At 63.8% G+C, this 25,844-nt stretch carries 23 protein-coding genes; 5 read left to right on the top strand and 18 right to left on the bottom strand.

Annotated features, from left to right (window positions below; genetic code table 11):
• Positions 1-18 precede the first annotated feature (18 nt).
• Positions 19-675, bottom strand: a complete 657-nt coding sequence (locus GEV37_RS14840) for a MiaE family protein (protein WP_227391049.1) — start codon at positions 673-675, stop codon at positions 19-21.
• 427 nt (positions 676-1,102) lie between these two features.
• Here GEV37_RS14840 and acnB point away from each other — a divergent pair, with 427 nt between their 5' ends.
• Positions 1,103-3,706 carry a bifunctional aconitate hydratase 2/2-methylisocitrate dehydratase gene (gene acnB, locus GEV37_RS14835; RefSeq protein ID WP_227391048.1) on the top strand — a complete coding sequence of 868 codons (2,604 nt, stop codon included), beginning with the start codon at positions 1,103-1,105 and terminating at the stop codon, positions 3,704-3,706.
• A gap of 144 nt (positions 3,707-3,850) precedes the next feature.
• On the top strand, positions 3,851-5,740 hold the full coding sequence (locus GEV37_RS14830) for a glycerophosphodiester phosphodiesterase family protein (RefSeq protein ID WP_227391047.1): 1,890 nt from the start codon (positions 3,851-3,853) through the stop codon (positions 5,738-5,740).
• Between the two features lie 9 nt (positions 5,741-5,749).
• Here GEV37_RS14830 and ggt read toward each other — a convergent pair whose 3' ends face one another.
• Positions 5,750-7,540 (bottom strand): gamma-glutamyltransferase, encoded by a 1,791-nt coding sequence (gene ggt / locus GEV37_RS14825; protein ID WP_227391046.1) that lies wholly within the window; start codon positions 7,538-7,540, stop codon positions 5,750-5,752.
• A 159-nt stretch (positions 7,541-7,699) separates the two neighbouring features.
• Entirely contained in the window at positions 7,700-10,072 is a 2,373-nt protein-coding gene (ppsA, locus tag GEV37_RS14820) for a phosphoenolpyruvate synthase (protein ID WP_227391045.1), read from the bottom strand.
• A gap of 306 nt (positions 10,073-10,378) precedes the next feature.
• Here ppsA and ppsR point away from each other — a divergent pair, with 306 nt between their 5' ends.
• A complete protein-coding gene (gene ppsR / locus GEV37_RS14815; protein WP_227391044.1) occupies positions 10,379-11,212 on the top strand; it encodes a posphoenolpyruvate synthetase regulatory kinase/phosphorylase PpsR in 834 nt (277 codons plus the stop codon).
• Positions 11,213-11,237: 25 nt separating this feature from the next.
• On the opposite strand, the gene GEV37_RS14810 is transcribed toward ppsR, so the two are convergent.
• The 4 genes from GEV37_RS14810 to GEV37_RS14795 form a co-directional block, all read right to left on the bottom strand.
• The gene (locus GEV37_RS14810) at positions 11,238-11,816 is read right to left on the bottom strand and encodes a hypoxanthine-guanine phosphoribosyltransferase (RefSeq protein ID WP_227391043.1); all 579 of its coding nucleotides are present in this window, start codon (positions 11,814-11,816) and stop codon (positions 11,238-11,240) included.
• A gap of 58 nt (positions 11,817-11,874) precedes the next feature.
• Complete coding sequence (gene nagZ, locus GEV37_RS14805; protein ID WP_227391042.1) at positions 11,875-12,885, bottom strand: beta-N-acetylhexosaminidase; 1,011 nt, start codon at positions 12,883-12,885, stop codon at positions 11,875-11,877.
• A 65-nt stretch (positions 12,886-12,950) separates the two neighbouring features.
• Complete coding sequence (locus tag GEV37_RS14800; RefSeq protein ID WP_227391041.1) at positions 12,951-13,481, bottom strand: L,D-transpeptidase; 531 nt, start codon at positions 13,479-13,481, stop codon at positions 12,951-12,953.
• A complete protein-coding gene (locus GEV37_RS14795; RefSeq protein WP_227391040.1) occupies positions 13,459-14,136 on the bottom strand; it encodes a TetR/AcrR family transcriptional regulator in 678 nt (225 codons plus the stop codon). Before GEV37_RS14795 ends, GEV37_RS14800 begins: the two co-directional genes overlap by 23 nt.
• A 234-nt stretch (positions 14,137-14,370) precedes the next feature.
• Here GEV37_RS14795 and lexA point away from each other — a divergent pair, with 234 nt between their 5' ends.
• Positions 14,371-15,045 carry a transcriptional repressor LexA gene (gene lexA / locus GEV37_RS14790; protein ID WP_227391039.1) on the top strand — a complete coding sequence of 225 codons (675 nt, stop codon included), beginning with the start codon at positions 14,371-14,373 and terminating at the stop codon, positions 15,043-15,045.
• Positions 15,046-15,111: 66 nt separating this feature from the next.
• On the opposite strand, the gene purU is transcribed toward lexA, so the two are convergent.
• On the bottom strand, positions 15,112-15,966 hold the full coding sequence (purU, locus tag GEV37_RS14785; protein ID WP_227391038.1) for a formyltetrahydrofolate deformylase: 855 nt from the start codon (positions 15,964-15,966) through the stop codon (positions 15,112-15,114).
• Positions 15,967-16,226: 260 nt separating this feature from the next.
• Between purU and GEV37_RS14780 the strand changes: the two genes are divergently transcribed.
• Complete coding sequence (locus GEV37_RS14780) at positions 16,227-17,813, top strand: ribonuclease J (protein WP_227391037.1); 1,587 nt, start codon at positions 16,227-16,229, stop codon at positions 17,811-17,813.
• A 10-nt stretch (positions 17,814-17,823) separates the two neighbouring features.
• Here the strand turns inward: GEV37_RS14780 and moaE are convergent, their stop codons facing one another.
• The 10 genes from moaE to GEV37_RS14730 form a co-directional block, all read right to left on the bottom strand.
• On the bottom strand, positions 17,824-18,285 hold the full coding sequence (gene moaE / locus GEV37_RS14775) for a molybdopterin synthase catalytic subunit MoaE (RefSeq protein ID WP_227391036.1): 462 nt from the start codon (positions 18,283-18,285) through the stop codon (positions 17,824-17,826).
• Positions 18,286-19,080: a cyclic pyranopterin monophosphate synthase MoaC gene (gene moaC / locus GEV37_RS14770; protein ID WP_227391035.1), complete on the bottom strand. Its 795-nt coding sequence runs from the start codon at positions 19,078-19,080 to the stop codon at positions 18,286-18,288.
• Between the two features lie 4 nt (positions 19,081-19,084).
• On the bottom strand, positions 19,085-19,657 hold the full coding sequence (gene mobB / locus GEV37_RS14765; protein WP_227391034.1) for a molybdopterin-guanine dinucleotide biosynthesis protein B: 573 nt from the start codon (positions 19,655-19,657) through the stop codon (positions 19,085-19,087).
• Positions 19,650-20,879 carry a uracil-xanthine permease family protein gene (locus tag GEV37_RS14760; protein ID WP_227391033.1) on the bottom strand — a complete coding sequence of 410 codons (1,230 nt, stop codon included), beginning with the start codon at positions 20,877-20,879 and terminating at the stop codon, positions 19,650-19,652. Before GEV37_RS14760 ends, mobB begins: the two co-directional genes overlap by 8 nt.
• A gap of 120 nt (positions 20,880-20,999) precedes the next feature.
• Positions 21,000-21,629 (bottom strand): uracil phosphoribosyltransferase, encoded by a 630-nt coding sequence (upp, locus tag GEV37_RS14755; RefSeq protein WP_227391032.1) that lies wholly within the window; start codon positions 21,627-21,629, stop codon positions 21,000-21,002.
• 79 nt (positions 21,630-21,708) lie between these two features.
• A complete protein-coding gene (gene ung, locus GEV37_RS14750; protein ID WP_227391031.1) occupies positions 21,709-22,392 on the bottom strand; it encodes a uracil-DNA glycosylase in 684 nt (227 codons plus the stop codon).
• A gap of 1 nt (position 22,393) precedes the next feature.
• Complete coding sequence (gene gpt, locus GEV37_RS14745; RefSeq protein WP_227391030.1) at positions 22,394-22,873, bottom strand: xanthine phosphoribosyltransferase; 480 nt, start codon at positions 22,871-22,873, stop codon at positions 22,394-22,396.
• A gap of 6 nt (positions 22,874-22,879) precedes the next feature.
• Positions 22,880-23,425: an adenine phosphoribosyltransferase gene (locus tag GEV37_RS14740; protein ID WP_227391029.1), complete on the bottom strand. Its 546-nt coding sequence runs from the start codon at positions 23,423-23,425 to the stop codon at positions 22,880-22,882.
• Positions 23,426-23,456: 31 nt separating this feature from the next.
• Positions 23,457-24,755, bottom strand: coding sequence for an NCS2 family permease (locus GEV37_RS14735; RefSeq protein WP_227391028.1), 1,299 nt, complete (start codon positions 24,753-24,755; stop codon positions 23,457-23,459).
• 236 nt (positions 24,756-24,991) lie between these two features.
• On the bottom strand, positions 24,992-25,612 hold the full coding sequence (locus GEV37_RS14730; RefSeq protein WP_227391027.1) for a riboflavin synthase subunit alpha: 621 nt from the start codon (positions 25,610-25,612) through the stop codon (positions 24,992-24,994).
• Between the last annotated feature and the right edge of the window lie 232 nt (positions 25,613-25,844).

Below are 25,844 nucleotides of genomic sequence, written 5' to 3'. Positions count from 1 at the left end.
TGCTAGACGGTGGTCGACTCAGGCCGGCACACCGCTATGAAAACGAAACGCGGTATCGGGGGAGGTGATCAGCTCGGCCTCTTGCGCTACGAAGAAGGCGATGCGCTCATCAATCGCCTGCGACGTCTGCTGCCGGGCAAGCAGCAGATAATCCTCGTAGTGGCGCCCCTCGGACTTGACCAGCGTGCGATAGAACCTGGCGAGCTCCTCGTCCAGGTATGGGATCAAGCGGGCGAAGCGTTCGCAGCTGCGCGCCTCGATCAAGGCGCCGACAATCAGAATATCGATCAGTCGCTCCGGGTCCTGGCTTCGCAGGTGCGAGCGCAGCCCCTCGGCATAGCGCGAGGCGCTCAGGTGGGTGTAGGCGACGCCGCGGCGCGCCATCAGCCCCACCACCTGTTCGAAATGCAAAAGCTCCTCGCGGGCGAGTTGCGACATCTTGGCCAGCAGATCCGGCTGGTCGACGTAGCGGTAGAGAAGGTTCATCGCCGTCGAGGCCGCTTTCTTCTCGCACTGGGCATGATCGATCAGAAGCGTTTCCGGGTTGTCCAGCGCCCAGGCGAGCCAGGCATCCGGCGTCGGACAGGCAAGAAACGCATGGAGACTTTCAGGCAGCAGATCTTCCGCGCCGAGCGAATGACCTGCAGGACTCAATACATGTGACTCTATCGACATAATACGGCTACCAAGCGCCTCTATTCGTTGCAGACACACCCAGGCAGGGCGTGTCGTTCCCAAGCTTGTCAACGCCCCGGCTACGTGCGTGCTCTTGCCACGCGGCGTTGAATTTTCGTCGAGCACACGAGGTATTTAAGGGTCTATGGCGGGGTCATTGCAAACGCCATTTGCTCCTGCACGACCTTCGCTCACTAAACCTTGCTCATTACAGTCTAAACGAACGTTTGTCATCTTGAGTAGCGCTTTGTCGACACAACGTCCAAACCCGCGCTCGCGCTGTCGTCTTAACATTGTCGACAGTTTGCCGTAGAATCCCCAGCCATCCACCACACGCTGTTTGTCAAGCGTATGTCTCGTGCCAGGCCGCGTACCGACGACCGTGCGGGTATGTGTCCGGCACCCCAAGTAGATGAGAGGGCCCAACGTGCTTGAAGCTTATCGCCAACATGTCGAGGAACGCGCCGCCGAAGGCGTACCACCCAAGCCCCTGAATGCCGAGCAGACCGCGGCCCTGATCGAGCTGCTCAAGACGCCGCCGGCCGGTGAGGAAGAGTTTGTGCTCGACCTGATCACACACCGCGTGCCGCCCGGTGTCGACGAGGCCGCCTACGTCAAGGCAGGCTTTCTGACCGCCATCGCCAAGGGCGAGGCCAGCTCGCCGCTGATCGACAAGATCCACGCCGTGAAGCTTCTGGGTACCATGCAGGGCGGCTACAACATCGTCTCCATGGTCGAGCTTCTCGACAACGAGGAGCTCGCCAAGGAAGCCGGCGAGCAGCTCAAGCACACCCTTTTGATGTTCGACGCCTTCCACGATGTGGAAGAGCGCGCAAAGAACGGCAACGCCGTCGCCAAGGACGTGATCCAGTCCTGGGCCGAGGCCGAGTGGTTCCTCTCCAAGCCGGCGCTCGCCGAGAAGATCACCCTGACCGTGTTCAAGGTGCCCGGCGAAACCAATACCGACGACCTGTCGCCGGCACCGGACGCCTGGTCGCGCCCGGATATCCCGCTGCACGCCAACGCCATGCTCAAGAACGAGCGCGACGGCATCAATCCCGAGGTGCCTGGCACCACCGGCCCGCTCGCCCAGATCGACGAGATCAAGGCCAAGGGCCACCCGGTCGCCTATGTGGGCGACGTGGTGGGCACCGGCTCCTCACGCAAGTCCGCGACCAACTCGGTGCTGTGGTTCTTCGGCGACGATATCCCGTTCGTGCCCAACAAGCGCGGTGGAGGCTTCTGCTTCGGCGGCAAGATCGCACCGATCTTCTTCAACACCATGGAAGACTCCGGCGCCCTGCCCGTCGAAATGGACGTTGCCAAGCTCGAGATGGGTGATGTCATCGACATCTACCCCTATGAAGGCAAGGTCTGCAAGCACGGCACCGACGACGTGGTGAGCACCTTCGAGCTCAAGACCCAGCTGATCCTGGACGAAGTGCGTGCCGGTGGCCGTATTCCGCTGATCATCGGCCGCGGCCTGACCGGCAAGGCGCGCGAGTCGCTGGGCCTTGCGCCTTCCGACGTGTTCCGCCTGCCCGACCAGCCCAAGGATACCGGCAAGGGCTTCACCCTGGCGCAGAAGATGGTCGGCAAGGCGTGCGGCCTGCCCGGCGTGCGCCCGGGCATGTACTGCGAGCCGAAGATGACCACCGTCGGCTCACAGGACACCACCGGCCCGATGACCCGGGACGAGCTCAAGGACCTGGCGTGCCTGGGCTTCCAGGCGGATCTGGTCATGCAGTCGTTCTGCCACACTTCGGCCTACCCCAAGCCCGTGGACGTGGATACCCACCACACCCTGCCGGACTTCATCATGAACCGCGGCGGCGTTTCCCTGCGCCCGGGCGACGGCATCATCCATAGCTGGCTCAACCGCATGCTGCTGCCGGACACCGTCGGCACCGGCGGCGACTCGCACACCCGTTTCCCGATGGGCATCTCCTTCCCGGCGGGCTCGGGGCTGGTCGCCTTCGCCGCGGCCACCGGCGTCATGCCGCTGGACATGCCGGAGTCGATCCTGGTGCGCTTCAAGGGCAAGCGCCAGCCCGGCGTCACCCTACGTGACCTGGTGCATGCGATTCCGCTCTACGGCATCAAGCAGGGCCTTCTGACCGTGGCCAAGTCCGGCAAGAAGAACGCCTTCTCCGGTCGCGTGCTCGAGATCGAAGGTCTCGAGGATCTCACCGTCGAGCAGGCCTTCGAGCTCTCCGATGCCTCCGCCGAGCGTAGCGCCGCGGGCTGTACCATCACGCTGTCCGAGCAGAGCGTGACCGAGTACCTGAAGTCCAATATCACCCTGCTCAAGTGGATGATGGCCAATGGTTACGGCGATGAGCGCACCATCAGCCGTCGTATCGAGGGCATGGAAGCGTGGCTTGCCAACCCGAGCCTGATGCGCGCGGACCAGGACGCCGAATACGCAGAAGTGATCGAGATCGACCTGAGCGAGATCAAGGAGCCGGTTCTCTGTGCGCCGAACGACCCGGACGATGCGCGCCTGCTGTCCGATGTCGCCGGCGAGAAGATCGATGAAGTGTTCATCGGTTCGTGCATGACCAACATTGGCCACTTCCGCGCGGCGGGCAAGCTGCTCGAGAAGCAGCCGGCGGGAAGCCTGAAGACCCGCCTGTGGCTGGCGCCGCCCACCAAGATGGACCAGCACCAGCTCACCGAAGAGGGTTACTACGGTATCTACGGGCGTGCGGGAGCCCGCATGGAAATGCCGGGATGTTCACTGTGTATGGGTAACCAGGCACGCGTGGCGGCGAAAAGCACCGTGGTGTCCACGTCTACACGTAACTTCCCGAACCGCCTGGGTGATGGTGCCAACGTGTACCTCGCCTCGGCGGAGCTGGCGGCGGTCGCCGCCGTCGAAGGCCGCCTGCCGAGCGTCGAGGAGTACCAGCGCTACATGGGCGAATTTGACGCCCTGGCCGGCGAGATCTATCGTTACATGAACTTCCACGAAATCGAGGAGTATCAAAAGATTGCCTCGAACGTGATTCCGGTCGCCCAGGAAGCGTAAGCCCCCCTGTCGACCGACCCATCGCCGATGCTCGCACCATCGCAGAGGACCTTTCCTCTGAGCCGATGACCGAACGCTCCGCACCTTTCAAAGGTCGGAGCGTTTTTTATCGCCCATGGACCCGAATTTGGAACCGCTTTCGCCATGCAGCCGTTGAAACCGTTGGGCTACGCCCTGATGCGTACCCTAAAGGATCACCTGAGGCCTCTGATCGCCTTCCACCTGCTCTACACGCTGCTCGCCTCGGCGCTGCTGCTGCCCACCTTGGGCTGGGTATCGCAGACCCTGCTCGCCGCTCTCCATCGCACCGTGATCACTACCGACGCCCTGGTGGCGCTGCTGTTCAGCCCGACGGGAATGCTGACGCTGCTGGTGGGGCTCGGGTTCGCCTTTCTGCTGATCTACTGGCAGCAGGCGGGCATGCTGATGGTCGCCGTCTCTGAGCGCAACCACCACTATCGGCTGGCGCTGACCGCACTGTGGCGAAGCACTCGGCGCCTGCCGGCGCTGGCGGGGCTGGTCATTCTCCAGGTAGGCGCACATCTTTTGCTGCTCGCCCCGTTCATGCTCGCGATCGCCGGGCTTTACGACGGGTTTCTCAGCGGGTTGGAGCCTTACTATCTGCAGCGCGTCCGCCCGCCCGTGCTGTGGTACTTCCTGGCCTGCGCGCTGCCGCTGGCGCTTGGCTGGATGTGGCTCGCCGCCTGGCTCTACCTGCGCTGGGTACTGGCGCTACCGCTGGTGGCAATCGAAGGTGCATCGCCACTCGCCGCCCTGGGCCGCAGCGTCACTCTCACCCGCGGATGGCGCCGCTCGATCGCCGCGGCGGTATTGACCCTTCTGGTGCTAATCGTGGCGCTGCCGGTGCTGATCACTTGGCTGTTCGATCTGGTGGTCACACCGCTTCTGTGGTGGCTGCCGGAGCATACCGCGGTACTGATTCCGGCCATGCTCGCCTACCTCACCGGCTACGTGCTGATCACGCTGACCATCACCTTCCTCGGTATCGCCGCCAACGCTCTGCTCTCTGCCTGCCTCTACCAGCAGTTGGCGGGTCGTGCACCCTCCTCTTCCACCTTGCCTCAAGCCACGCCCTCGTCCGGTCGGCTCGCCTGGGCGGTGGAGCTCTTCGTACTGGTGTTCGCCGCACTCCAGGCGTGGTGGATTCTCAACAGCTTCGAGATCCGCGACAACGTGGCGGTGATCGCCCATCGGGGCAGTTCGATGGTGGCGCCGGAGAACACCCTGGCCGCCGTACGCCAGGCGCTTGAAGATCGTGCCGACTATGTCGAGCTCGACGTTCGCCTGAGCGCCGACGATCAGGTGATGCTCTACCACGACCGAAGCCTTGCACGCCTGACCGGCGACGAGCGCGACCTGGATGAGCTGACCCGCGAGGAGCTTGCCGGCTTCGATGTCGGTAGCTGGTTCGGCGACGCTTTCGTGGGCGAGCGAATTGCCGGACTCGACGAGACGCTCGCCGAGGTGCGCGGCAAGGCTGGGCTGATGATCGACATGAAGGCCAGCCGAGGCGACGAGCCACGCCTGGCCGAGGCGGTAATGGATGCGCTGGAGGTCGAGTCGGACATTCGCTATCGCTGCTGGGCGACGCAAGAAAGCGCCCTGACCGGCATGAGCGAATGCGGCTTCCCCAATGTCTTCCTGGAGATGCGTCTGGCGACCATGACGCCGAGCCTGATCGAGACGATCAAGGCGCGCGCGCCGGAAATTCGCGTCACCCTGCTGGCTCAACTGATCCTGCCGGGTACGCTCGATCGAACACGTTTCGATGCGCTGGGGCTTCGCCATAATCGCATCACTCGACGCGAGATCGAACTCGCCGGGCTTTACGGCTACGAGATCCACGCCTGGACGGTGAATGACCGCGCGCGCATGTCCACCCTGATTGACCTGGGGGTGGACGCCATCATCACCGACTACCCGGAGCGGCTGAGCGAGCTGATCGAGGACCGCCGTGCGCTGAGCGACGGCGGCATCATTCTCGTCAAGCTGCGCAACTGGCTGCGCGAGTAACCCGGGCGATCACTCGCCCTCCACCACGCCTTCACGGCGTGGATCGGCACCTCCGAACAGCGTGCCGTCCTCGAGGCGACGAATCGCCTGCAGGCCGCTGGTCAGCTCGCGTTCGCTGACGTTATGGCCCCGCTCGGTGAGCGAGTCGATGGTCGCTTCGGGAAAGCGCCCCTCCTCCAGCCAGACATCGCTGCCCAGCGTCACCGCGTGGGGCAGATTGAGCGCTTCCTGGGCGCTCAGCCCCCAGTCGCGCATGGCCATGAGCGTGCGTGCAGTGTAGTGGATGATCGCCGCGCCGCCGGGCGAGCCGAGGCTCGCCACGAAATCGCCGCTCTCTTGGTCGAACACCAGGGTCGGGCTCATGCTCGAGCGCGGGCGCTTGCCGGGCTCGATCCGGTTGGCCACCGGCTCGCCGTCGATCTCCGGAGTGAAGGAGAAATCGGTCATCTCGTTGTTGAGCAGGTAGCCGCCGGGCAGGCCCGTGCCGCCATCGGCCATGATCCGCGAGCCGAAGGCCTGCTCGATGGTAGTGGTCATGGCCACGGCATTGCCGTCTTCATCAACGATGCTGATATGGCTGGTGCCGTACTCGGGCTGGGTCGGCTGGGAGGCGTAACTCACCACGAACTCGCCGGGGTTACCGGGCTCGGCGGTATCGCCCATGCTGCTCTCTCCGATCAGCTGACTGCGGCGTTCCAGGTAATCCGGCGCAAGCATCATCGCCCAATCACCCCCCGGCGCCTCGACGAACTCCGGGTCGCCGATGTAGCGGTTACGATCGGCGAAGGCCAGCCGTGATGCTTCCAGGAACTGGTGAAGCCAACTGGCGCTCGCCACGCCGTTGTCCAGCGGGGCCTCGATCATCGGCTGGTCATCGAGCATGCCGAGAATCTGCATCACGGTGATATGCCCCGAGGACGGCGGCGGGAAGCCGCAGACGCGCCACTGCTGCCAGGGCGTGCAGAGGGCATCGCGCGTCACGCTTTCGTAGCCTGCGAGATCCTCGAGCGTCATGGCGCCCGGGCGGGTGGGATGATTCGTGACGCGCTCGACGAGATCGCGCGCCACCTCGCCTTCGTAGAAGGCTTGGCTGCCCTGCTCGGCAATCAAGCGCAGGATCGCCGCCAGCGCCGGGTTGGTCAGCGTCTCGCCCACGTCGAGCGGCTCGCCGTTCTCATCGAAGTAGAAGGCGCCGGCGAGCGGATCGTCACCCAGCGCCGGATCCTCGGCAATGCTGGTGTGCAGGCGCTGGCTGACCGGAAAGCCCTCCTCGGCGAGCGTGATGGCAGGCACGAACAGCGTCTTCCAATCGAGCTTGCCGTGGGCGGCGTGGGCGGACTCCAGCATCTTCAGCGTGCCGGGCACGCCGACCGCCTGGCCGCTGACCACGGCATCCATGAACGCGATGGGCTCGCCATCATCCATGAACATCGTTTCCGTTGCCGCTTGGGGGGCCGTTTCGCGGCCGTCGAAAGCCTCGACATTGGCACCCTCGGCGTACATCAAGAAGGCGCCGCCGCCGATGCCGCTGGACTGCGGCTCGACCAGCGTCAATACCATCTGCACGGCGATCGCCGCGTCGATGGCATTGCCGCCGGCCGCGAGAATCTGCCGGCCGGCGTCGGCGGCGAGCGGATTGGCGGCGGCCACCGCGAACTCGTCGAAGGCCCAGCCGGGTTTTTCCTCGTAGCCGGAGCCCACTTCCGGGGTGACGGCGGGCGTGTCGTAGGTGAAGCCGAAGCTGTAGAGGGGTACCAGCAACAGGCCGGTCAAGGGTAACGTCGCCTTGCGTGGCAGCATGATCTCTCCTGGATATCTGGCCGGCATGGTCCGACTTGAGCGGGCCGGGTTGAACAATTCGGTGAACGAAGGACGCCTGCCCCGTTTCAAGCTAGCCTATTAAACGCCTGCGCCCGGCACAATGGCCGGGCGCAAATTAACGCAATCATCGAGTCAGGCTTAGGCGATGGTCTCGCCGGCCAGCATGAACCAGGTTTCGAGCACCGCATCCGGGTTGAGCGAGACCGAATCGATGCCCTGCTCCATCAACCACTTGGCGAGTTCAGGGTGATCCGATGGGCCCTGGCCGCAGATGCCGACGTACTTGCCTTGTGCCTTGCACGCCTTGATCGCCATGGAAAGAAGCTTCTTCACCGCCTCGTTACGCTCGTCGAACAGATGCGCAACGATGCCGGAGTCGCGGTCGAGCCCAAGGGTCAGCTGGGTCAGGTCGTTGGAGCCAATCGAGAAGCCGTCGAAGTGCTCGAGGAATTCGTCCGCGAGCAGGGCGTTGGCGGGCAGCTCGCACATCATGATCACCTTGAGATCGCTCTCGCGGCGATCCAGCCCATTGGCGGCCAGCAGCTCGACGACCTCGCGCGCTTCACCCGTGGTGCGCACGAAGGGCACCATGATCTCGACGTTCTTGAAGCCCATCTCGTCGCGCACGCGCTTGAGTGCGCGGCATTCGAGCTCGAAGCAGGGGCGAAACGCCTCGGACACGTAGCGCGAGGCACCGCGAAAGCCGAGCATCGGGTTCTCTTCGCCGGGTTCATAGAGCTTGCCGCCGATCAGGTTCTCGTACTCGTTGGACTTGAAGTCCGACAGACGCACGATGACCTTCTGCGGATGGAACGCCGCGGCAAGCGTCGACACCCCTTCGACGAGCTTGTCGACGTAGAAGCTGACCGGGTCATCGTAGCCCGCCGTGCGCACGTCGATCACCTGCTTGAGATCCGGCGTCTGACGGTCGTACTCGAGAAGCGCTTTGGGATGCACGCCGATCATGCGGTTGATGATGAACTCGAGACGCGCAAGCCCCACCCCTGCATGGGGCAGCCCGGCAAAGCCGAAGGCGCGATCCGGATTGCCCACGTTCATCATGATCTTGAACGGGATCTCAGGCATGGCATCGACGCTCGACACCTTGCACTCGAAATCAAGAAGTCCCTCGTAGACGTTGCCGGTATCGCCCTCGGAGCAGGAGACCGTGACGTCGACGCCTTCACGCAGCGCGGTGGTGGCGTCACCGCAGCCGACCACCGCCGGAATGCCGAGTTCGCGGGCAATGATCGCCGCGTGGCAGGTACGCCCGCCCCGGTTGGTGACGATCGCCGAGGCGCGCTTCATGATCGGCTCCCAGTCCGGGTCGGTCATGTCGGTGACCAGCACGTCGCCGGACTGGACCTTCTCCATGTCGTCCGGACTCATCACCACCTTGACCGTGCCGCTGCCGATGCGCTGGCCGATGGCGCGGCCGGTGATCAGCTTGCGCCCTTTCTCTTTCAGGTGGAAGCGCTCGAGCTTGCCGCCCTCCTGCTGGGAGACCACGGTTTCCGGACGCGCCTGGACGATGTAGAGCTTGCCGTCGTCGCCGTCCAACGCCCACTCGATGTCCATCGGGCGGCCGTAGTGCTGCTCGATGATCACCGCCTGACGGGCGAGATCCATCACCTGGTCATCGCTGATGCAGAAACGTCCGCGATCGGAAAGCGGCACGTCGACGGTGGCCACCGACTTGCCGGCGCTGGCGCTTTCGCCGTAGATCATCTTGATCAGCTTGGAGCCGAGCGTGCGGCGCAGCACCGCCGGGCGGCCGGCCTCGAGCGTGGGCTTGTGGATGTAGAACTCGTCCGGATTGACCGCGCCCTGTACCACCGTCTCACCGAGCCCCCAAGAGGCAGTGACGAACACCGCGTCGCGGTAGCCGGACTCGGTATCAAGAGTGAACATGACGCCGGAGGCGCCGGTTTCCGAGCGCACCATCTTCTGCACGCCGGCGGAAAGCGCGACGTTCTCGTGGGCGTAGCCGCGATGCACGCGGTAGGAAATGGCGCGGTCGTTGAACAGCGACGCGAACACTTCGTGTACGGCGCGCTTGACGTTGTCGAAACCTTCGATGTTGAGGAAGGTCTCCTGCTGGCCTGCAAAGGAAGCGTCCGGCAGATCCTCGGCGGTCGCGGAGCTTCGCACCGCGGCCTTGAGATCGGGATGGCGGCTCTGGAGCGCGGCGTAGGCATCGGCAAGCGCGCTTTCGAAAGCGGACGGCAGGGGGGTGTCGATGATCCACTGGCGGATGGTGCTACCTGCTTCAGACAGCGCCTTGACGTCATCGACGTCGAGGCGCGAGAGCAGCGCGTTGATGCGGTCGTTCAAGCCCTCGTGCGCCAGGAATTCACGATAGGCATGGGCGGTGGTCGCAAAGCCGCCGGGTACCGTGACACCGGCGTCGGACAAATTGGAGATCATTTCGCCCAGCGACGCGTTCTTGCCGCCCACGCGCTCGACGTCGTTCATGCCCAACTGATCGAACCACACAATGTACTCTTGCACGCAACACCCCTTTTATCGTCACCCTTGGGTTGAATCAGCCAGCGAGCCATGGACGCCCGCCGGTTCGCCCCCTGCCATTGAGCGTGTCACCCTATCACCGCCCCCTCGTATTCGCCATTAGTCTAACCGCGAAGTCACTGAAGGTTTTTTACAACACGCAGGCCTTCAAGGAGTTTCCTGTAGTCGCCCTTCCAGAGGCGGCCTTGGCCAGCGCATTTGCGACACGTTGTGCCGATCCAAAGAAGCGGTGAGAATAAAGCCTCGATTCCACGAGCGATGATAAAGAGAAACGATGGAGAGAAATCCATGAAGCGCACGGCGTTTTTCATTTCCGACGGTACGGGCATTACCGCCGAGAGCCTGGGGCGGAGCCTTCTGGCCCAGTTCAGCGGCGTCGAAATCACGATGCTCACCAAGCCCTACATCGATACGATCGAGAAGGCCCGGGCGCTGGCGGATATCATCGACGCTACCGCCAGTCGCGACGGCCAGCGGCCGATCATCATCGACACCATCGTCGATCAAAGCATCCGCGACGTGATTCGCCAGGCCCAGGGCTTCAAGGTCGATGTCTTCTCGACCTTTCTGGAGCCGCTCGAGCAGGAGCTCGAGACCCACTCTTCCTACAGCGTGGGGCGCACTCATGCGATCGGCAGCGACGACGTCTACATGGACCGCATCCACTCGGTGCATTTTGCCCTCGACAACGACGACGGCGCCCGCACCCACCAGTACGACCAGGCGGACGTGATTCTGGTCGGCGTGTCGCGCTGCGGCAAGACCCCAACCTCGCTCTATCTGGCGCTGCAGTTCGGCATCCGCGCGGCCAACTACCCGCTGACCGAGGACGATCTGGACGAGGATGGCAGCCTCAAGCTCCCCCGTGTGCTCGCCCCGCACCGCCACAAGCTGTTCGGACTGACCATCGATGCGCGAAGGCTCTCGGCGATTCGCAACGAGCGCCGGCCCAACAGCCGTTACAGCTCGATCGATCAGTGCGTGCAGGAGGTCGAGCAGGCGGCGGCGCTCTACCGCTCGATGAACATTCCGTTCATCGACACCACGCGCTTCTCGATCGAGGAGATCTCGACGCGCATGATCGCCGAAACCGGCCTCGCGCGGCGTTTTTCACCGCGCTAGCGAGGCAGGATTTCTATAAAAAACGTTACAGGCCCTTGGGCGCGAAGATGCCCGGGGCGTTGCGCCAATAGCCCTTGTAGTCCATGCCGAAACCGAACACGTAGCGATCCGTCACCTCGAGGCCGCAGTAATTGGCCTTGAGGCCGGGCACCGCCTTGCGATCATGCGTCTTGTCGACCAGCACCGCGGTGGACACACTCGCCGCCTGGGCCTCTTCGCAGTATTTGAGAATCGCTGCCAGGGTCGCGCCCTCGTCGAGGATGTCGTCGATGATCACCACGTGGCGCCCGGCCATCGGCACCTCCGGCGAGACGCGCCAGAAGAGCTCGCCGCCGCGCAGCTCGTTGCGATAGCGCGTGGCGTGCAGGTAGTCCACCTCGAGCGGAAAGCCGAGCCGAGTCAACAGGTGCCCGGTGGTGATCAGTCCGCCGTTCATTACGCAATAAAAAACCGGCAACTTGTCGCCGAGATCCGCAGTGATGGCCTCCGCCATGCGATCCAGCGCCTGTTCGACCTGCGCCTGGGAGATCAGGCAGTCGGCGTTGTCCATCAATTCGCGCATCGAATCCAGCGACTCGAGGGTTTCTTTGTCCAGTTTGGCCATGGGGGCTCCGGCGTTACTCGGGAAAAGGTCGGAAAAGAGAAAACGGAAGCGCCGGTCGTTAACCGGCGAGTTCGGAAAGCTTGGCATTGGCGCGGCGCCAGCGCTTGAGCGCGCCAAGCGCCTCTAGATCCGGCCGGGCGCGGGCGTAGCGAAGCTTGCCGATACGCTTGTTCTGAAGGCCCTGGCAGGCGCCGACCACCTCGAGGGCTGCATCGCGATCGTTGCAGATCAACAGCATGTCGCAGCCCGCCGCCAGCGCCGCCCGGGCGCGTTCGGCGGGACTTCCCGCCACGTGGGCGCCGGCCATGGTCAGGTCATCGGAGAAGATGCAACCCTTGAAGCCCAGCGACTCGCGCAGCATGCCGAGCCAGCTCGGCGAAAAGCCTGCCGGTCGCGAGTCGAAAGCGCTGTAGATCACGTGAGCCGGCATCACGCCATCGAGCTCGCCGGCCAGGCGGGCAAAGGGCACCAGATCGTGCGCCTTCAACGCCTCGAGCGGGCGCGGATCCTCGGCCACCTTCAGGTGGGTATCCGCCTCGATGCCACCATGGCCGGGAAAGTGCTTGCCGATCGCCGCCATCCCGGCTTCGTGCAAACCGCGCACGAAGTGGCCACCCAACAGCGCCACCTGCTCCGGGTCGTGGCCGAAGCTGCGATCGCCGATGACGCTCGAAAGCCCGCTCTCGACGTCGAGCACCGGTGCGAAACTCACGTCGAGCCCGCAGGCGGCCATCTCCATGCCCAAGAGCCAGCCGGCATCCGCGGCCAGCGCCACGCCCGCTTCCGGGTCCTCGACGAAGCGCTCGCCGATACGCGCCATGGCAGGCAGGCGGGTCGCTCCCGCCTTGATGCGCTGCACGCGCCCGCCCTCCTGATCGATGCCCAGCAGCAGATCGGGGCGCTCTGCGCGCACGCTGGCACACAGCCGACGAACCTGCTCGGCGTTCTCGACGTTGCGGGCGAACAGGATGACACCGCCGACGGCGGGATCGCGCAGCAGGGTCTTTTCGGCAATCGTGAGGGAAGGGCCTTCCAGGTCGAGCATGACCGGGCCAAGCGATTGTGTCATGAGCATAGATCCAACGAAACGGGCGCCAATTCTAGTCGATCGGCGCGCTCAGGCAAAATCCGCCATCACGCCAGGCTCTCGCCGTGAAGCCAGACCGGCGTACCGGGGGGCGCGGCGGCGAACAGCGTCAAGAGGTCAGCGTTGCGTACCCGAATGCAGCCGTGTGAGGCGGCGACGCCCATCGGCTCATCCGGCGGCGTACCGTGCAGGTAGATGTAGCGGCGCTGGGAATCGACGCGCCCGCCGCGGTTGACGCCCCGCTCGAGCCCGCAGAGCCACAGGATGCGGGTAAGAATCCAGTCACGCTCCGGATGCGCTTTGGCAAGCATCGGAGTGAAGACTTCACCGGTGAAGCGCCGCCCGCGAAATACCGCGTTCTCCGGCAGGCCTTCGCCGATGGCGGCGCGCACGTAGTGCCAGCCGCGCGGAGTGCGCCCGCTCCCCTCCTCCTCGCCGACGCCGTTGACGCCGGTGGAGATGGCGCATTCGTGAACTACACTTCGCCCCTGCCAAAGGCGCAGCTGCTGCGACTGGCAGTCAATCTCGACCCAGGCGCCCTCCACCGGAGGCAGCTCAGCCAGCTTCGGGGTGGACATGGGAAGGCTCCTCCAGGGTGGCGGGCAGCGGCGCGTGCATGGCGGCGACCACCACCGGGCGCAGGCGGCGCACGAGATCGCGTATCGATACCTGCTCGCCGTACTCCTTGTCGGCGATATCGCGCAGCGCATCGAGCCCGGAAAGCGTGAAGATCACCGTGCCTAGCATGAAGTGCAGCCGCCAGAAGCGTTCGGCATCGGGAAGCCCGGGCGTTGCCTGGCGCACCAGCTCGACGAAACGAGTGAATACATCGCCGTACTGCTCATGAATGTAGCGGCGCAGGTGCCCTTGGGCCTGGCTGTAGGCAAGCCCCAAAAGGCGCATGAAGACCTTGAGGCTGTTGCGCTCGGCGGGCACCGTCAGCACCGTGGTCGCCATGGTCTCGAGCAGCACCTCGAGGGGAATCTGCTGCTCGCCATGACGCGCCTGCAGCTCGTCGAGCGCCTCGTGGAAGCGCTCGCTGAACGGATCGAGATAGCGAGCGAACACGGCCTGGATCAGCGCCTTCTTCGACCCGAAGTGATAGTTCACGGCGGCCAGGTTCACCCGCGCCTTGCTGGTAATGTTGCGCAGCGAGGTTTCGGCGAAGCCACGCTCGGCGAACAGCACCTCTGCGGTATCGAGGATACGCGTGACCGTATCTGACTGCGCCATGACATCCTCCAGAAAACGAGTGTTTCAAACATCGCGGCATAAAGCATCGCGGCATAGTAGGCCATTCACGTTCAGGGCTCAATCGCCAAAACGACGGGGCCTGGCTCGAGAAAGCCAGCGCGCGCTTTATAAACCGGGGCTTGGGTCATATACTGGACACAGAGACATACTGTATACTTAAACACATGTTCTACCGGTCACCTTTTTAGTTACCCGTTTACCCTGGAGTGCGCCATGTCACGCCCGCTTACCGTTCGTCAGCAGCACGTGTTCGACTTTATCGTCAAGACCATGAACGACTACGGCTACCCGCCGACGCGTGCGGAAATCGCCAAGGCACTCGGGTTTCGCTCTCCCAATGCCGCCGAGGAGCACCTGCGCGCGCTCGAGCGCAAGGGAGCGATCCGCATCATTCGCCACACCTCGCGCGGCATCCGCCTGCCCAATCAGGAAGGCGCCGATGCACCGGACACCGCCCCGGCCGCCAACGATTCAACGGACACCGGCACCAGCGGACTTCCGATCATCGGTGAAGTCGCGGCAGGCAGCCCCATTCTCGCTGCGGAGCACATCGATCGCTATTGCCCGCTGCCGGCAGAGTACTTCACGCCCAAGGCCGACTACCTGCTGCGCGTGCGCGGGCTTTCGATGAAGGACATCGGCATTCTGGAAGGCGACCTGCTCGCCGTGCACCGCACCGAGCGGGTGCGCGATGGCCAGATCGTAGTGGCGCGCCTCGAGGACGAAGTGACCGTCAAGCGCTTCAAGCGCGACGGCCATCAGGTGACGCTGCTGGCGGAGAACAGCGATTTCGCCCCCATCGAAATCGACCTGCGCACTCAGCAGCTCGATATCGAAGGGGTCGGCGTCGGAGTGATTCGCGGCGGCAGCGGACAGGCGCTGGGCTAGGAAGTCTCGGCCTTCGGCCGACGTTTGCAATCAAGAACGGGGCGTTTCGCCCCGTTTTCGTTTCTCTCAACCGAACACCACGGTCTTGTTGCCATCGATCAGCACCCGATCCTCGAGATGCCAGCGAAGCCCGCGGGCCAGCACCGACTTTTCCACGTCGCGGCCGAAACGCACCAGATCCGCCGGCGTATGGCAGTGGCTCACGCGGTGAATGTCCTGCTCGATGATCGGCCCGGCGTCGAGCTCTTCGGTCACGTAATGACACGTCGCGCCGATCAGCTTCACACCCCGGGCGTAGGCCTGGTGGTACGGTTTGGCCCCGGCGAAGGACGGCAGGAAACTGTGATGGATGTTGATGATCTGCCCGGCATAGTGCTCGCAAAGCGCCGGCGGCAGGATCTGCATGTAGCGGGCGAGCACGATGCAATCCGCGTCGAGCGCCTCGATCTGCGCCTGAACGGCATCGAAGGAGGCTTGCTTGTTGGTCGGATCCACGGCGATATGGAAATAGGGAATCTCGTACCACTCGGAAAGCGCGCGCATGTCCGGGTGGTTCGAGATGATACCAACGATGTTGCAGTCGAGCTCGCCAGCCTGCCAGCGGTAAAGAAGATCCACCAGGCAGTGCGACTCCCGGGAGACCATGATCACCACGTTGCGCCGCTTCTGGGTATCCACCAGCGCCCACTGCATGTCGAAGGTGGCGGCGATCGGTGCGAACGCCTCTTCAAGTTCGCCTGCGCTCATGCCGATGGAGTCGGCGAGAATCTCGTAGCGCATGAAGAAGCGCCCGGTCTGCAGGTCCGAATGCTGGCTCGCTTCGGTGATGGAGCCACCGTGCTGGGCGATGAAGCTCGAAACGCGGGCGACGATGCCCACCTGATCGGGGCAGGAAACCACTAGACGGTAATAATGTGACATAAATAGACTCTACGTGAATGCACTCTAGAAACATGGCCCGCTGTCAGGCCTGCCAGCGCTCTACCCGGCAAGGTCGCTAGTGTAGCGCAAGCTTTGATCCGAGGCATTGCGATCATTGTTAGCCGCCTCCGCACACCGTATAGTTAAAGTCTTACTTTTCAGGCTGTTCAAAATCAATGGATCCATCACGCGTTCAACTTCGTCCCCGTCGCCGCCCACCCTTGCGCATTCTGCCGCTGGGTGGCTGCGGCGAAATAGGAATGAACCTGACGCTTTATGGCCATGGCGATCACTGGATCGCCATCGATTGCGGCATGATGATTCGCCAGGACCTGCCAAGCGCGCCACTCCAGGTGCCCAACACCCGAACGCTAGAAGAACTCGCGATCGCTCCCAAGGCGCTGTTCATCACCCACGGCCACGAGGACCATATCGGCGCGGTTGCCTGGCTATGGCCCAAGTGGCAGTGCCCGATCTACGCCACGCCCCTGGCGGCGGGACTTCTGCGCCACAAGTTCGCCGAACATAGCCTCTCGAGCGCGGCGATTCGCGTGATCGAGCCGGGCGAGGCGCTCAAGGAAGGCCCGTTCACGCTGCGCTACCTGCTGATGACCCACTCGATTCCCGAGAGCTGCGCGATCATGATGCAGGCTGGCGACTATCGGGTGCTGCATACCGGCGACTGGAAACTCGATCCGGCGCCATTGATCGGCCCCTGCGTCGATCCGAGCCACTTTCAGGCGCTCGCGCCGATCGACCTGTTGGTGGGCGACTCCACCAACGCGCCGCTGCCCGGCAGCGCCGGCAGCGAAGGCGCGGTGGCCAAGGCCCTGGAACAGACGCTCAAGGAGTGCGAGGGGCGCGTGGTGGTTTCCTGCTTTGCCAGCAACCTGGCGCGGGTATTGGCGATCGGCCAGGCGGCGGCTCGAAACGGGCGCCGAGTGAGCCTGATGGGGCGCTCGATGGAGCGCATGGTGAGCGTGGCGCGCGGACTTGGCTACCTGGACGACTTCCCGGCACTGGTGCCGGCCCAGGATCTCGGTTACCTGCCGGCCAACGAGGTAGTGGTGATCGCTACCGGAAGCCAGGGCGAGCCGCGCGCGGCGCTTCAGCGCCTGGCCCAGCGTCGCCACCCCTTTCTGGATCTCGAGCCCGGCGATACCGTCATTTTCTCCGCCAAGGCGATTCCCGGCAACGAACGGCCGATCGCTTCGCTCAAGAAGCGCCTCGCCCAGCTCGGCGTGACGCTGTTCGACGAGACCAATCACCCGGAGCTGCACGCCACCGGCCACCCCGCCCAGGAGGAGCTCAAGACCCTTTACCGCTGGGTTCGTCCGCGCCTGCTCCTGCCGGTGCACGGCGAGATGATCCACCAGCAGGCCCATCAGGCGCTCGCCGAGGAACTCGGTATAAAAGCGCCCCTGGCACCGGTCAACGGCGACCTGCTGACGCTCGACCAGGAAGGCCTGCGGCTTGAAGCGCGCTACCCCCAGCACCCTCACGTGGTGGACCAGAACAGCGTGGTGGCCCATCCAGGGCTGGGGACGCGCGAGAGTGATGCGCCGCGCCGGGGAACGCTCTTTCTGGCACTGCCGGTGTACGCCACCGACACCGGCTGGCAGCGTATCGGCCGGCTGATGCTGGACTCAAGCCACTCCAGCCCGATCGACGAGGAAAGCTTCAGCGACTGGCTCGACGAGCGCCTCGAGGAGATCGAGGCGGACACCCTGACGGAGCTTCGAGAAGCTCTCACCCCGCGCATGCTGAGCTGGCTCGACGACCACTGCCGCCACCTGCCGGACGTTCACCTGCAGATCATGGCGACGGAATCGCCCTTCAACGCCTAGATCACTCGCCTCACCAGCGTGCGGCGTCGCCGGCGTCGCTTTCGCGCTCCTTGACCCAGTAGTCACCTTGGGTTGCGTGCTCCTTCTTCCAGAAAGGCGCGCGAGTCTTGAGAATGTCCATGATGAAGTCGCAGCCCTCGAAAGCGTCGCGGCGATGGGCGCTGGCGGCCAGTACCCGCACGATCGGATCACCCGGCACAAGACGCCCCACCCGGTGAATGATCACCACGCCGGTCAGTGCCCAGCGCGCGCAGGCCTGTGCGGCGATATCGCCAAGGGCGCGCTCGGTCATGCCGGGATAGTGCTCCAGCGTCAGCGCTGTGACCTCCGGTGCCTCGTTGAAGTCACGCACCAGCCCCGTGAAGCCGACCACCGCGCCGATGTCGCAGCGATTGTCGAGCAGTGCGGCGTACCCCTCGTCGAAGGCGAAGGCGGCTTCCTGAACCGTGACGATAATACGAGGATCGCTCATTCAGCCTCCCGTGACCGGCGGAAAGAACGCCACTTCGTCCTCGTCGGTGATCAGCGCCGCATCGTTGGCCATCACCTGATTGATCGCGCAGAGCGTACGCTGCTCTTCGAGCACCGCGAAGCTCGCATCCTGCGCGATTAGCGCTGCCTTGAGACCGGCCACGTCGCGGCTTTGCAGCCGATCGAGCGATAGCGACAGCTCGCTGATGCCGACCCTCTCGCGCAGCTCGGCGAGAAACTTCACCTTGACGCAGGGCGAGAGCTCGCAGCGCCCGCCCAGGCTGACCTCGCCTGGCGTTCCGTCACCGGTGACCAGCGGCGCCCGGGTGCGCTGGTAATCACCGCGCACGCCGCCCTGCTTGCTTTCAAGCTGGATAGCCTCGATGACCATCTCCTTGTCCACCGCCTTGCACATGTCGTAGAGCGTCAGACACGCCACGGAAACGGCGGTGAGTGCTTCCATCTCGACACCGGTACGCCCGGTCAGCCGACAAAGCGCTTCGACCTTGACAACGCCGGCATCGCGGTCGAGGGTGAAGTCGACGCTCACCTTGCTCAACGACAGCGCGTGGCACAAAGGTATCAGCTCGGCGGTGCGCTTGGCGGCCTGAATACCGGCGATGCGCGCCGTCGCGAGCACGTCGCCCTTCGGCAGCTCGCCGGCGCCGAGAAGCTCGAGCGTGGCCGGCGCCATGCGAACGCGGCCCGAGGCCACTGCTTCCCGATGGGAAGGGTCCTTGTTGCCGATATCCACCATGTTGGCTTCGCCATGCGTATTGAGGTGCGTCAGCTGCATATCGTTACCTTTCGTGGTCGGGGAACGCGGCGCACCACTGGAGTATCCAGTGCGCGATGGCGTCGATGTTATCAAGGTCGAGCCGCACAATCGAAGCCTCGAGCGTATCCGGTGCCGCGCCCTTGAGCGCGACCGCCTGGACGTTCTCGCAAGCCAAGATGCCGGGGTCGCCGATATCGTCGCGATATAGCACGAGCTTCGCAATCGGCCACTGCTTGAAGCCTTCGACGATCACCAGATCCGGCGCGTGGGGCTCCATCAGCGACAACAGATGGACAAGATCCGGCTCGTCCTGGTTCGGCGTTTCCTGCATCAGAGCGTAACGTCTGGCGGAGGCGACCAGCGTCGGCGCGGCCCCGGCCTCGCGCAGCCGGTAGCTGTCCTTGCCCGGCTTGTCGATATCGAAGTCATGGTGGGCGTGCTTGATCACCCCGACCTCGAGCCCCGCCGCGCGCAGGCGCGGCAGCAGCTCGACGAGCAGCGTGGTCTTGCCCGTCGAGCTCCAGGCGGCCACGCCCAGCACGGGAAACGTCGTGGCGATCGGCCCCACGGCAACGCTCGTCCGTGTATCAGGCAAGCTCTTTCTCCGCAGGTAGAACCCAGTTCAAGACGATGCCCACCAGGGCGGCAAGACTCACGCCCTGCAGGGTGAATTGGCCTTCCCCAAATTGCATGCCACCAATGCCGAACACCAGGATCAGCGACACCACCACCAGGTTGCGCGGTGCGGTCAGCGACTGTCCGGCGCGCACCAGCGTGTTCATGCCGACCACGGCGATCGAGCCGAACAGCAGCGTCATGATGCCGCCCATCACGGGACCGGGGATGGTCTGGAGCAGCGCGCCGAGCTTGCTGATGAAGGCCAGCACGATGGCAAGCACGGCAGCCACGATCATGAACTTGGGGTTGAACGCCCGAGTCAGCGTGACCGCCCCGGTCACCTCCGAGTAGGTGGTGTTGGGCGGGCCGCCGAACAGCGCCGCTGCGCTGGTGGCCAGGCCATCACCCAGCAGCGTGCGGTGCAGGCCGGGCTTCTCCAGGTAGTTCTTGCGGGTCACCGAGCCGATGGCGACCATGTCGCCGATGTGCTCTACCGCCGGGGCGATGGCCACGGGAAGCATGAACAAAATCGCCGCCCAGTGAAAGGTGGGCGCGGTGAAGGCGGGCACGGAGACCCAGGCGGCATCACGCACCGCAGTGAAATCGACCACGCCCATGATCAGCGACAGTGCATAGCCGGTCACTACGCCACCGATGATCGGCACCAGGCGCAGAAGCCCGCGCCCGAACACGGCGAGCACCAGCGTCACCAGAAGACTCGCCATCGAAAGGAAGATCGCCTGGCCGTAGCTGATGCCCTCGCTGGTCTCGCCTATCGCCATGCTGACCGCGACCGGCGCCAACGCCAGGCCGATGACCATGATCACCGGCCCGACCACCACCGGCGGCAGCAGCCGATGAAGCCAGCCGGTTCCTTTCAGCCGCACGGCTTGGGAGATAACGGTATAAACCAGCCCCGAAGCCATCAGCCCGCCAAGCGTCGCGGGTATGCCGAAGCTTGCGATGGATCCCTGGATCGGCGCGATAAACGCGAAGGACGAGGCCAGAAACACCGGCACGCTTTGCCTGGTGACCGCATGGAAGATCAGCGTACCAATCCCGGCGGTGAACAGCGCCACGCTCGGATCGAGCCCGGTGAGCAGTGGCACCAGCACCAGCGCGCCGAAGGCGACGAACAGCATCTGCGCCCCGGTCAGAAGCGTCTTGGGCCAGGAGTCTTGCGGTGTTTCGTTAGTCATTCAACGTCCCTTGCGTTGTCATGGCCGCGGCTTTCGCTGCGGCTTTTCGAATGGCCGCCAACGGCTGGCCAAAAAAATGCCCCCGGCGCGAGGCGCAAGGGGCATTTCGAAGCGGTCCGCTCAGCGCGTACCAAAGATCTTGTCGCCTGCATCGCCCAGGCCCGGCACGATGTAGCCGTTCTCGTCGAGGCGCTCGTCGACGGAGGCGGTGTAGATCTCGACGTCCGGATGCGCCTTTCGAACCCGCTCGATGCCTTCGGGAGCGGCGACCAGCACGATCACTTTCATACTCTCGCAGCCGCGCTCGCGCAACATGTCGAGGGTGGCGATCATCGAGCCACCGGTGGCGAGCATCGGATCGATGACGATCGCCATGCGCTCCTCGATGTCATTGGCGAACTTGGCGAAGTACGGCACCGGCTCGAGGGTTTCCTCGTCACGGTAAAGACCCACCACGCTGACGCGAGCACTGGGAATCAGGTCGGTCACGCCTTCGAGCATGCCGAGACCCGCACGCAGGATCGGCACTACCGTGACCTTCTTGCCCTTCAGGCGGCAGGTGTTGATCGGCGAGCCGTTCCAGCCCTCGATCTCATGATCCTCGAGCTCGAGGTCCTTGGTGGCTTCGTAGGTCAGAAGCTTGGCGACTTCACCTGCCAGCTCGCGAAAGCTCTTGGTGCTCAGACCCCCTTCCCGCATGAGTCCCAACTTGTGCTGGACAAGCGGATGATTGATGGCATAAACACTCATGAAACGACCTCACTGCAGGGGTGGATGCGCCTGGCATGCGCAAAATTGCGCGCCATTCTACCCGCAACCGGGGCGAAGGTTAAGGGGTGGCGGGCAATTGCCATTCGATCGGCGAGCGCCCGTGCTCTTCGAGAAACCGGTTGGCCTGGGAGAAATGGCGATTGCCCAGAAAGCCGCGATGCGCGGAGAGCGGCGACGGATGTGGCGATTCGAGAATCAAGTGGCGCGCCTGATCGATCAAGGCCTTCTTCTGCCGTGCGTGGCTGCCCCAGAGCAGAAAGACGCAGGGCTCTGCGTGTTCGCTGACCGCCTTGATCGCGGCGTCGGTAAAGTGCTCCCACCCCTTGCCGCGATGAGAAGCGGCGTTGCCCTGCTCTACCGTTAGCGCCGTGTTCAGCAACAATACACCCTGCTTCGCCCAGGGCTCGAGAAAACCGTGGTTGACCGGCGCGACGCCCAGGTCGCTCTCGAGCTCCTTGTAGATGTTGACCAGCGACGGCGGCACCCGCACTTCGGGCAATACCGAAAAGCACAGCCCGTGAGCCTGGTGCGGTCCGTGGTACGGGTCCTGACCGAGAATGACGACCTTGACCCTCTCCAAGGGCGTGAGCTCGAAGGCACGAAACCAGTTCGAGGAGTGCGGGTAGATCACTTTCTTCGCCGCTTTCTCCTGAGTCAGAAACGCCTTCAGCGCGGCCATGTAGTCGGCCTGGAACTCCTGGCCGAGCCATTGGCTCCAGTCCTTGGGTAGCGGGTCGGTCATGTCATCTCTTCAGTTGGTCGGCGAGCGGCTCGACGTAGGCCACGCCCATGTCCCAAGGGAATTGGATCCAGCAATGCTGACCCACTTCGGTCAGGTACTGATCCACCAGCGGGCGGCCATCCGGCTTGGCGTAGATGGTCACGAAATGCGCCTTGGGCAGCATCTCGCGCACCGCCTTCGCGGTCTTGCCGGTATCGACCAGGTCGTCCACCAGCAGCCACCCTTCTCCATCATGGTCCACGCCTTTCAACACGTCCAGCCCGCTCTGCTCCATGTGGTCGTAGCTCTTGATGCACACGGTGTCGATCAGGCGGATGTTGAGTTCGCGGGCGATGAGCGCCGCCGGAATCAGCCCGCCGCGGGTGATCGCGACGATGCCCTTGAAGTCACGCTCGATCAACTGGTGGCAAAGCGCGCGGACGTCGCGATGAAGCTGATCCCAGGAAACCGTGAAATGCTGGTGGTAGCGTTCGCTGCTCATCGTCGGTCACTCGTCTTCGTTGAAGGAACATACCGCGAACACGCCAAAGCCCGCGTCGCGAATTTTCTGGGAACCGCCCAGTTCGGGCAGATCGATGATGGTCGCGGTTTCCACCACCTGGCCGCCGCAACGCTGGATCAGGTTGGCGGCGGCCAGCATGGTGCCGCCGGTGGCGATCAGATCGTCCATCAAGAGGATGCGGTCGCCGTTCTCGAAGGCGTCGGCGTGAAGCTCGACTTCCGAATGGCCGTACTCGAGGGTATAGGTCTCGCTGATCGTCTTGAAGGGCAGCTTGCCCTTCTTGCGCACTGGCACGAAGCTGCAGCCAAGCTCATAAGCCAGCGGCGCGCCGATGATGAAGCCCCGCGCATCGATCGCCGCGATGGCATCTAGGTTCATTTCCTGGTAGCGGTGCACGAAGCTGTCGATCAGCTTGCGAAAGGCGGCGCTGTTCTGGAGCAAGGGGGTGATGTCACGAAAGTTCACGCCCTGCTCAGGCCAGTCTGGAACCGTGCGAATAACGGACTTGATATAGTCGCCGTAGATGCTCATCGCGTCTCTCGTTGGTTGATGTAAACGGGGCCTACCCGAAGAAGAAGAATTTCACTGCGAACAGAAGCCCCAGCACGACCACCGCCGGATTGAGGTCCTTGAAGCGGCCGGAAAGTACCTTGATCGCCACGAAGCTGATGAAGCCCAGGGCGATGCCGTCGGCGATCGAGAAGGTCAGCGGCATGGCGAGTGCAGCGATCAGGACCGGGGCGGCGTCGGTGGCGTCGTCCCAGTTGGCGTGGGCCAGGCTTCCGGCCATCAGCGTCGCCACGTATAGAAGCGCCCCGGCGGTGGCGTAGGCCGGAATCGATCCTGCCAGCGGCGCGAAGAACAGGCTGATCAGAAACAGCACGCCCACCACCACGGCGGTGAGACCGGTACGCCCGCCGGAGGCGATGCCCGCAGTGGACTCGATGTAGCTGGTGGTGGTCGAGGTGCCCAGCGCCGCACCGGCCATGGAGGCGGTGCTGTCCGCCATCATGGCGCGGCCGATACGCGGAAGCTTTCCGTCCTTGTCCAAAAGCTTGCCGCGGTGGGCGACCCCGACCAGCGTACCGGAAGTATCGAACAGGTCCACGAACAGGAAGGCGAAGATCACGCTGAGCATGGCGACGTCGAGCGCGCCCGCCAGGTCCATCGCCATGAAGGTCGGTGCGATCGAGGGCGGCATGGACATCAGCCCGCCGTAGGCGTTGTGCCCCAGCAGCATGGCCACCACGGTCACGCCGAGAATGCCGATCATCACGGCCCCGGTGACGTTCAGGTAGGCTAGTGCCGTGATCACGAAGAAACCGACCAGCGCATAGATGGGTGCGGGCTGGGTAAGATCGCCAAGCGACACGTAGGTAGCCGGGTTGGCGACGATGATACCGGCATTCTTCAAGGCGATCATCGCCAGGAAAAGGCCGATACCCGCCGCGATCCCCAAGCGCAGCGACAGCGGAATAGAGTTGATGATCCACTCGCGGATCCTGAAGATGCTCAGCAAAAAGAACGTCAGGCCCGAGAAGAACACCGCCCCCAGCGCCGCTTCCCAGGTATAGCCCATGCCGAGCACCACGCCGTAGGTAAAGAAGGCATTGAGCCCCATGCCCGGCGCCTGGGCGATCGGGTAGTTGGCCCAGATACCCATCACGAAGCAGCCCACGGCGGCGGCAAGGCAGGTGGCCACGAATACCGCGCCGTAGTCCATCCCCGCTTCCGACAAAATGCTCGGGTTGACGAAGATGATGTAGGCCATCGTCAGAAAGGTGGTGATACCGGCGATCACCTCGGTCTTGACGCTGGTGCCTTGCTCGGAGAGCTTGAAGTAATTATCCAGACCTTTCATAGCGTTTTTTTGTCCCTGCGCCCTTGGATACGAGCCCTAGATACGAGAAAAGCCGCACATACTACCGAAAGGCCCCGCCTGATGCGAGCGCCCGGCACGTGCAGCCAACGGGTGCGGGAAGTGCCCCGCGCTGACTCTTTGCAACGAGTGTGAAGCAATCTTCAGGCCATGGCTTGACCACTCGGTCAGCTCGGCCGTTTTTTTTGACGGCTGGCCGACGACAGCGCGGGAACGTATCAGGCGCGCGCGGCGAGAACTCGCTCCACGGTCTCGACGATCACCTGGGTCTGCGGGTCGACCTCGATATTGACCTTTGAGCCCGGCAGGCGCTCCTTAAGCGTGGTGCGCTCGAGGGTTTCGGGAATTAGGTTGACGCTGAATTCGACGCGCTCCTCGCCGCGCCGCACGTCACCGACCGTCAGGCTGATGCCGTCCACCCCGATATAGCCCTTCTCGAACACGAATCGGCCAAGCGATCCGGGCAGCGAAAACCACAGCCGGCGATTGTTGGGTGCCTCGTCGATGGCGACGACCTCCGCCATGCTGATGATGTGGCCGGACATGGCGTGGCCACCGATCTCGTCACCAAAGCGTGCCGCGCGCTCGATATTGACGCGATCACCGGGTACCAGCGCACCAAGATTGGTCAGCCGCAGCGTCTCGCGCATCAGGTCGAAGCTGACGCGTTCGCCCTCGACGCGCGTCACGGTCAAGCAGACGCCGTTGTGGGCCACGGAGGCGCCGAGCGCCAGCCCTTCGCGAAGCGCCGGCGACAGCGCCACCACGTGAGTGCGAAACCCGTCGAGCTCGTGAATGTCGACGATCTCCGCCGTGCCCTGCACAATACCTGTAAACATCGCTCTCCCCTTGCAGCTTCGTGCGCACCGATCACGGGACCGACGCGCTTGAGGCGGCATTATCGCCCTTAACCGGCTGCGAACCAACGCCCTTGCGTCCATTTATCGAAGGCGGATTAAAACGCCCGCTTCAATTGACAACCCGCAGGCCTCTATTTAGACTTTCGGCGCAAATGTTTTGACGCCGATTTGTACCCAGATTGCGGGCGTCCACCTGCCGATGGCGTGGTGA

Origin of the sequence: Vreelandella malpeensis, from assembly GCF_020622355.1 — a bacterium.
Classification (GTDB): Bacteria; Pseudomonadota; Gammaproteobacteria; order Pseudomonadales; family Halomonadaceae; genus Vreelandella; species Vreelandella malpeensis.
The sequence above is the reverse complement of the archived record's forward strand: the minus strand, read 5'-3'. Positions and strand labels throughout refer to the sequence as shown.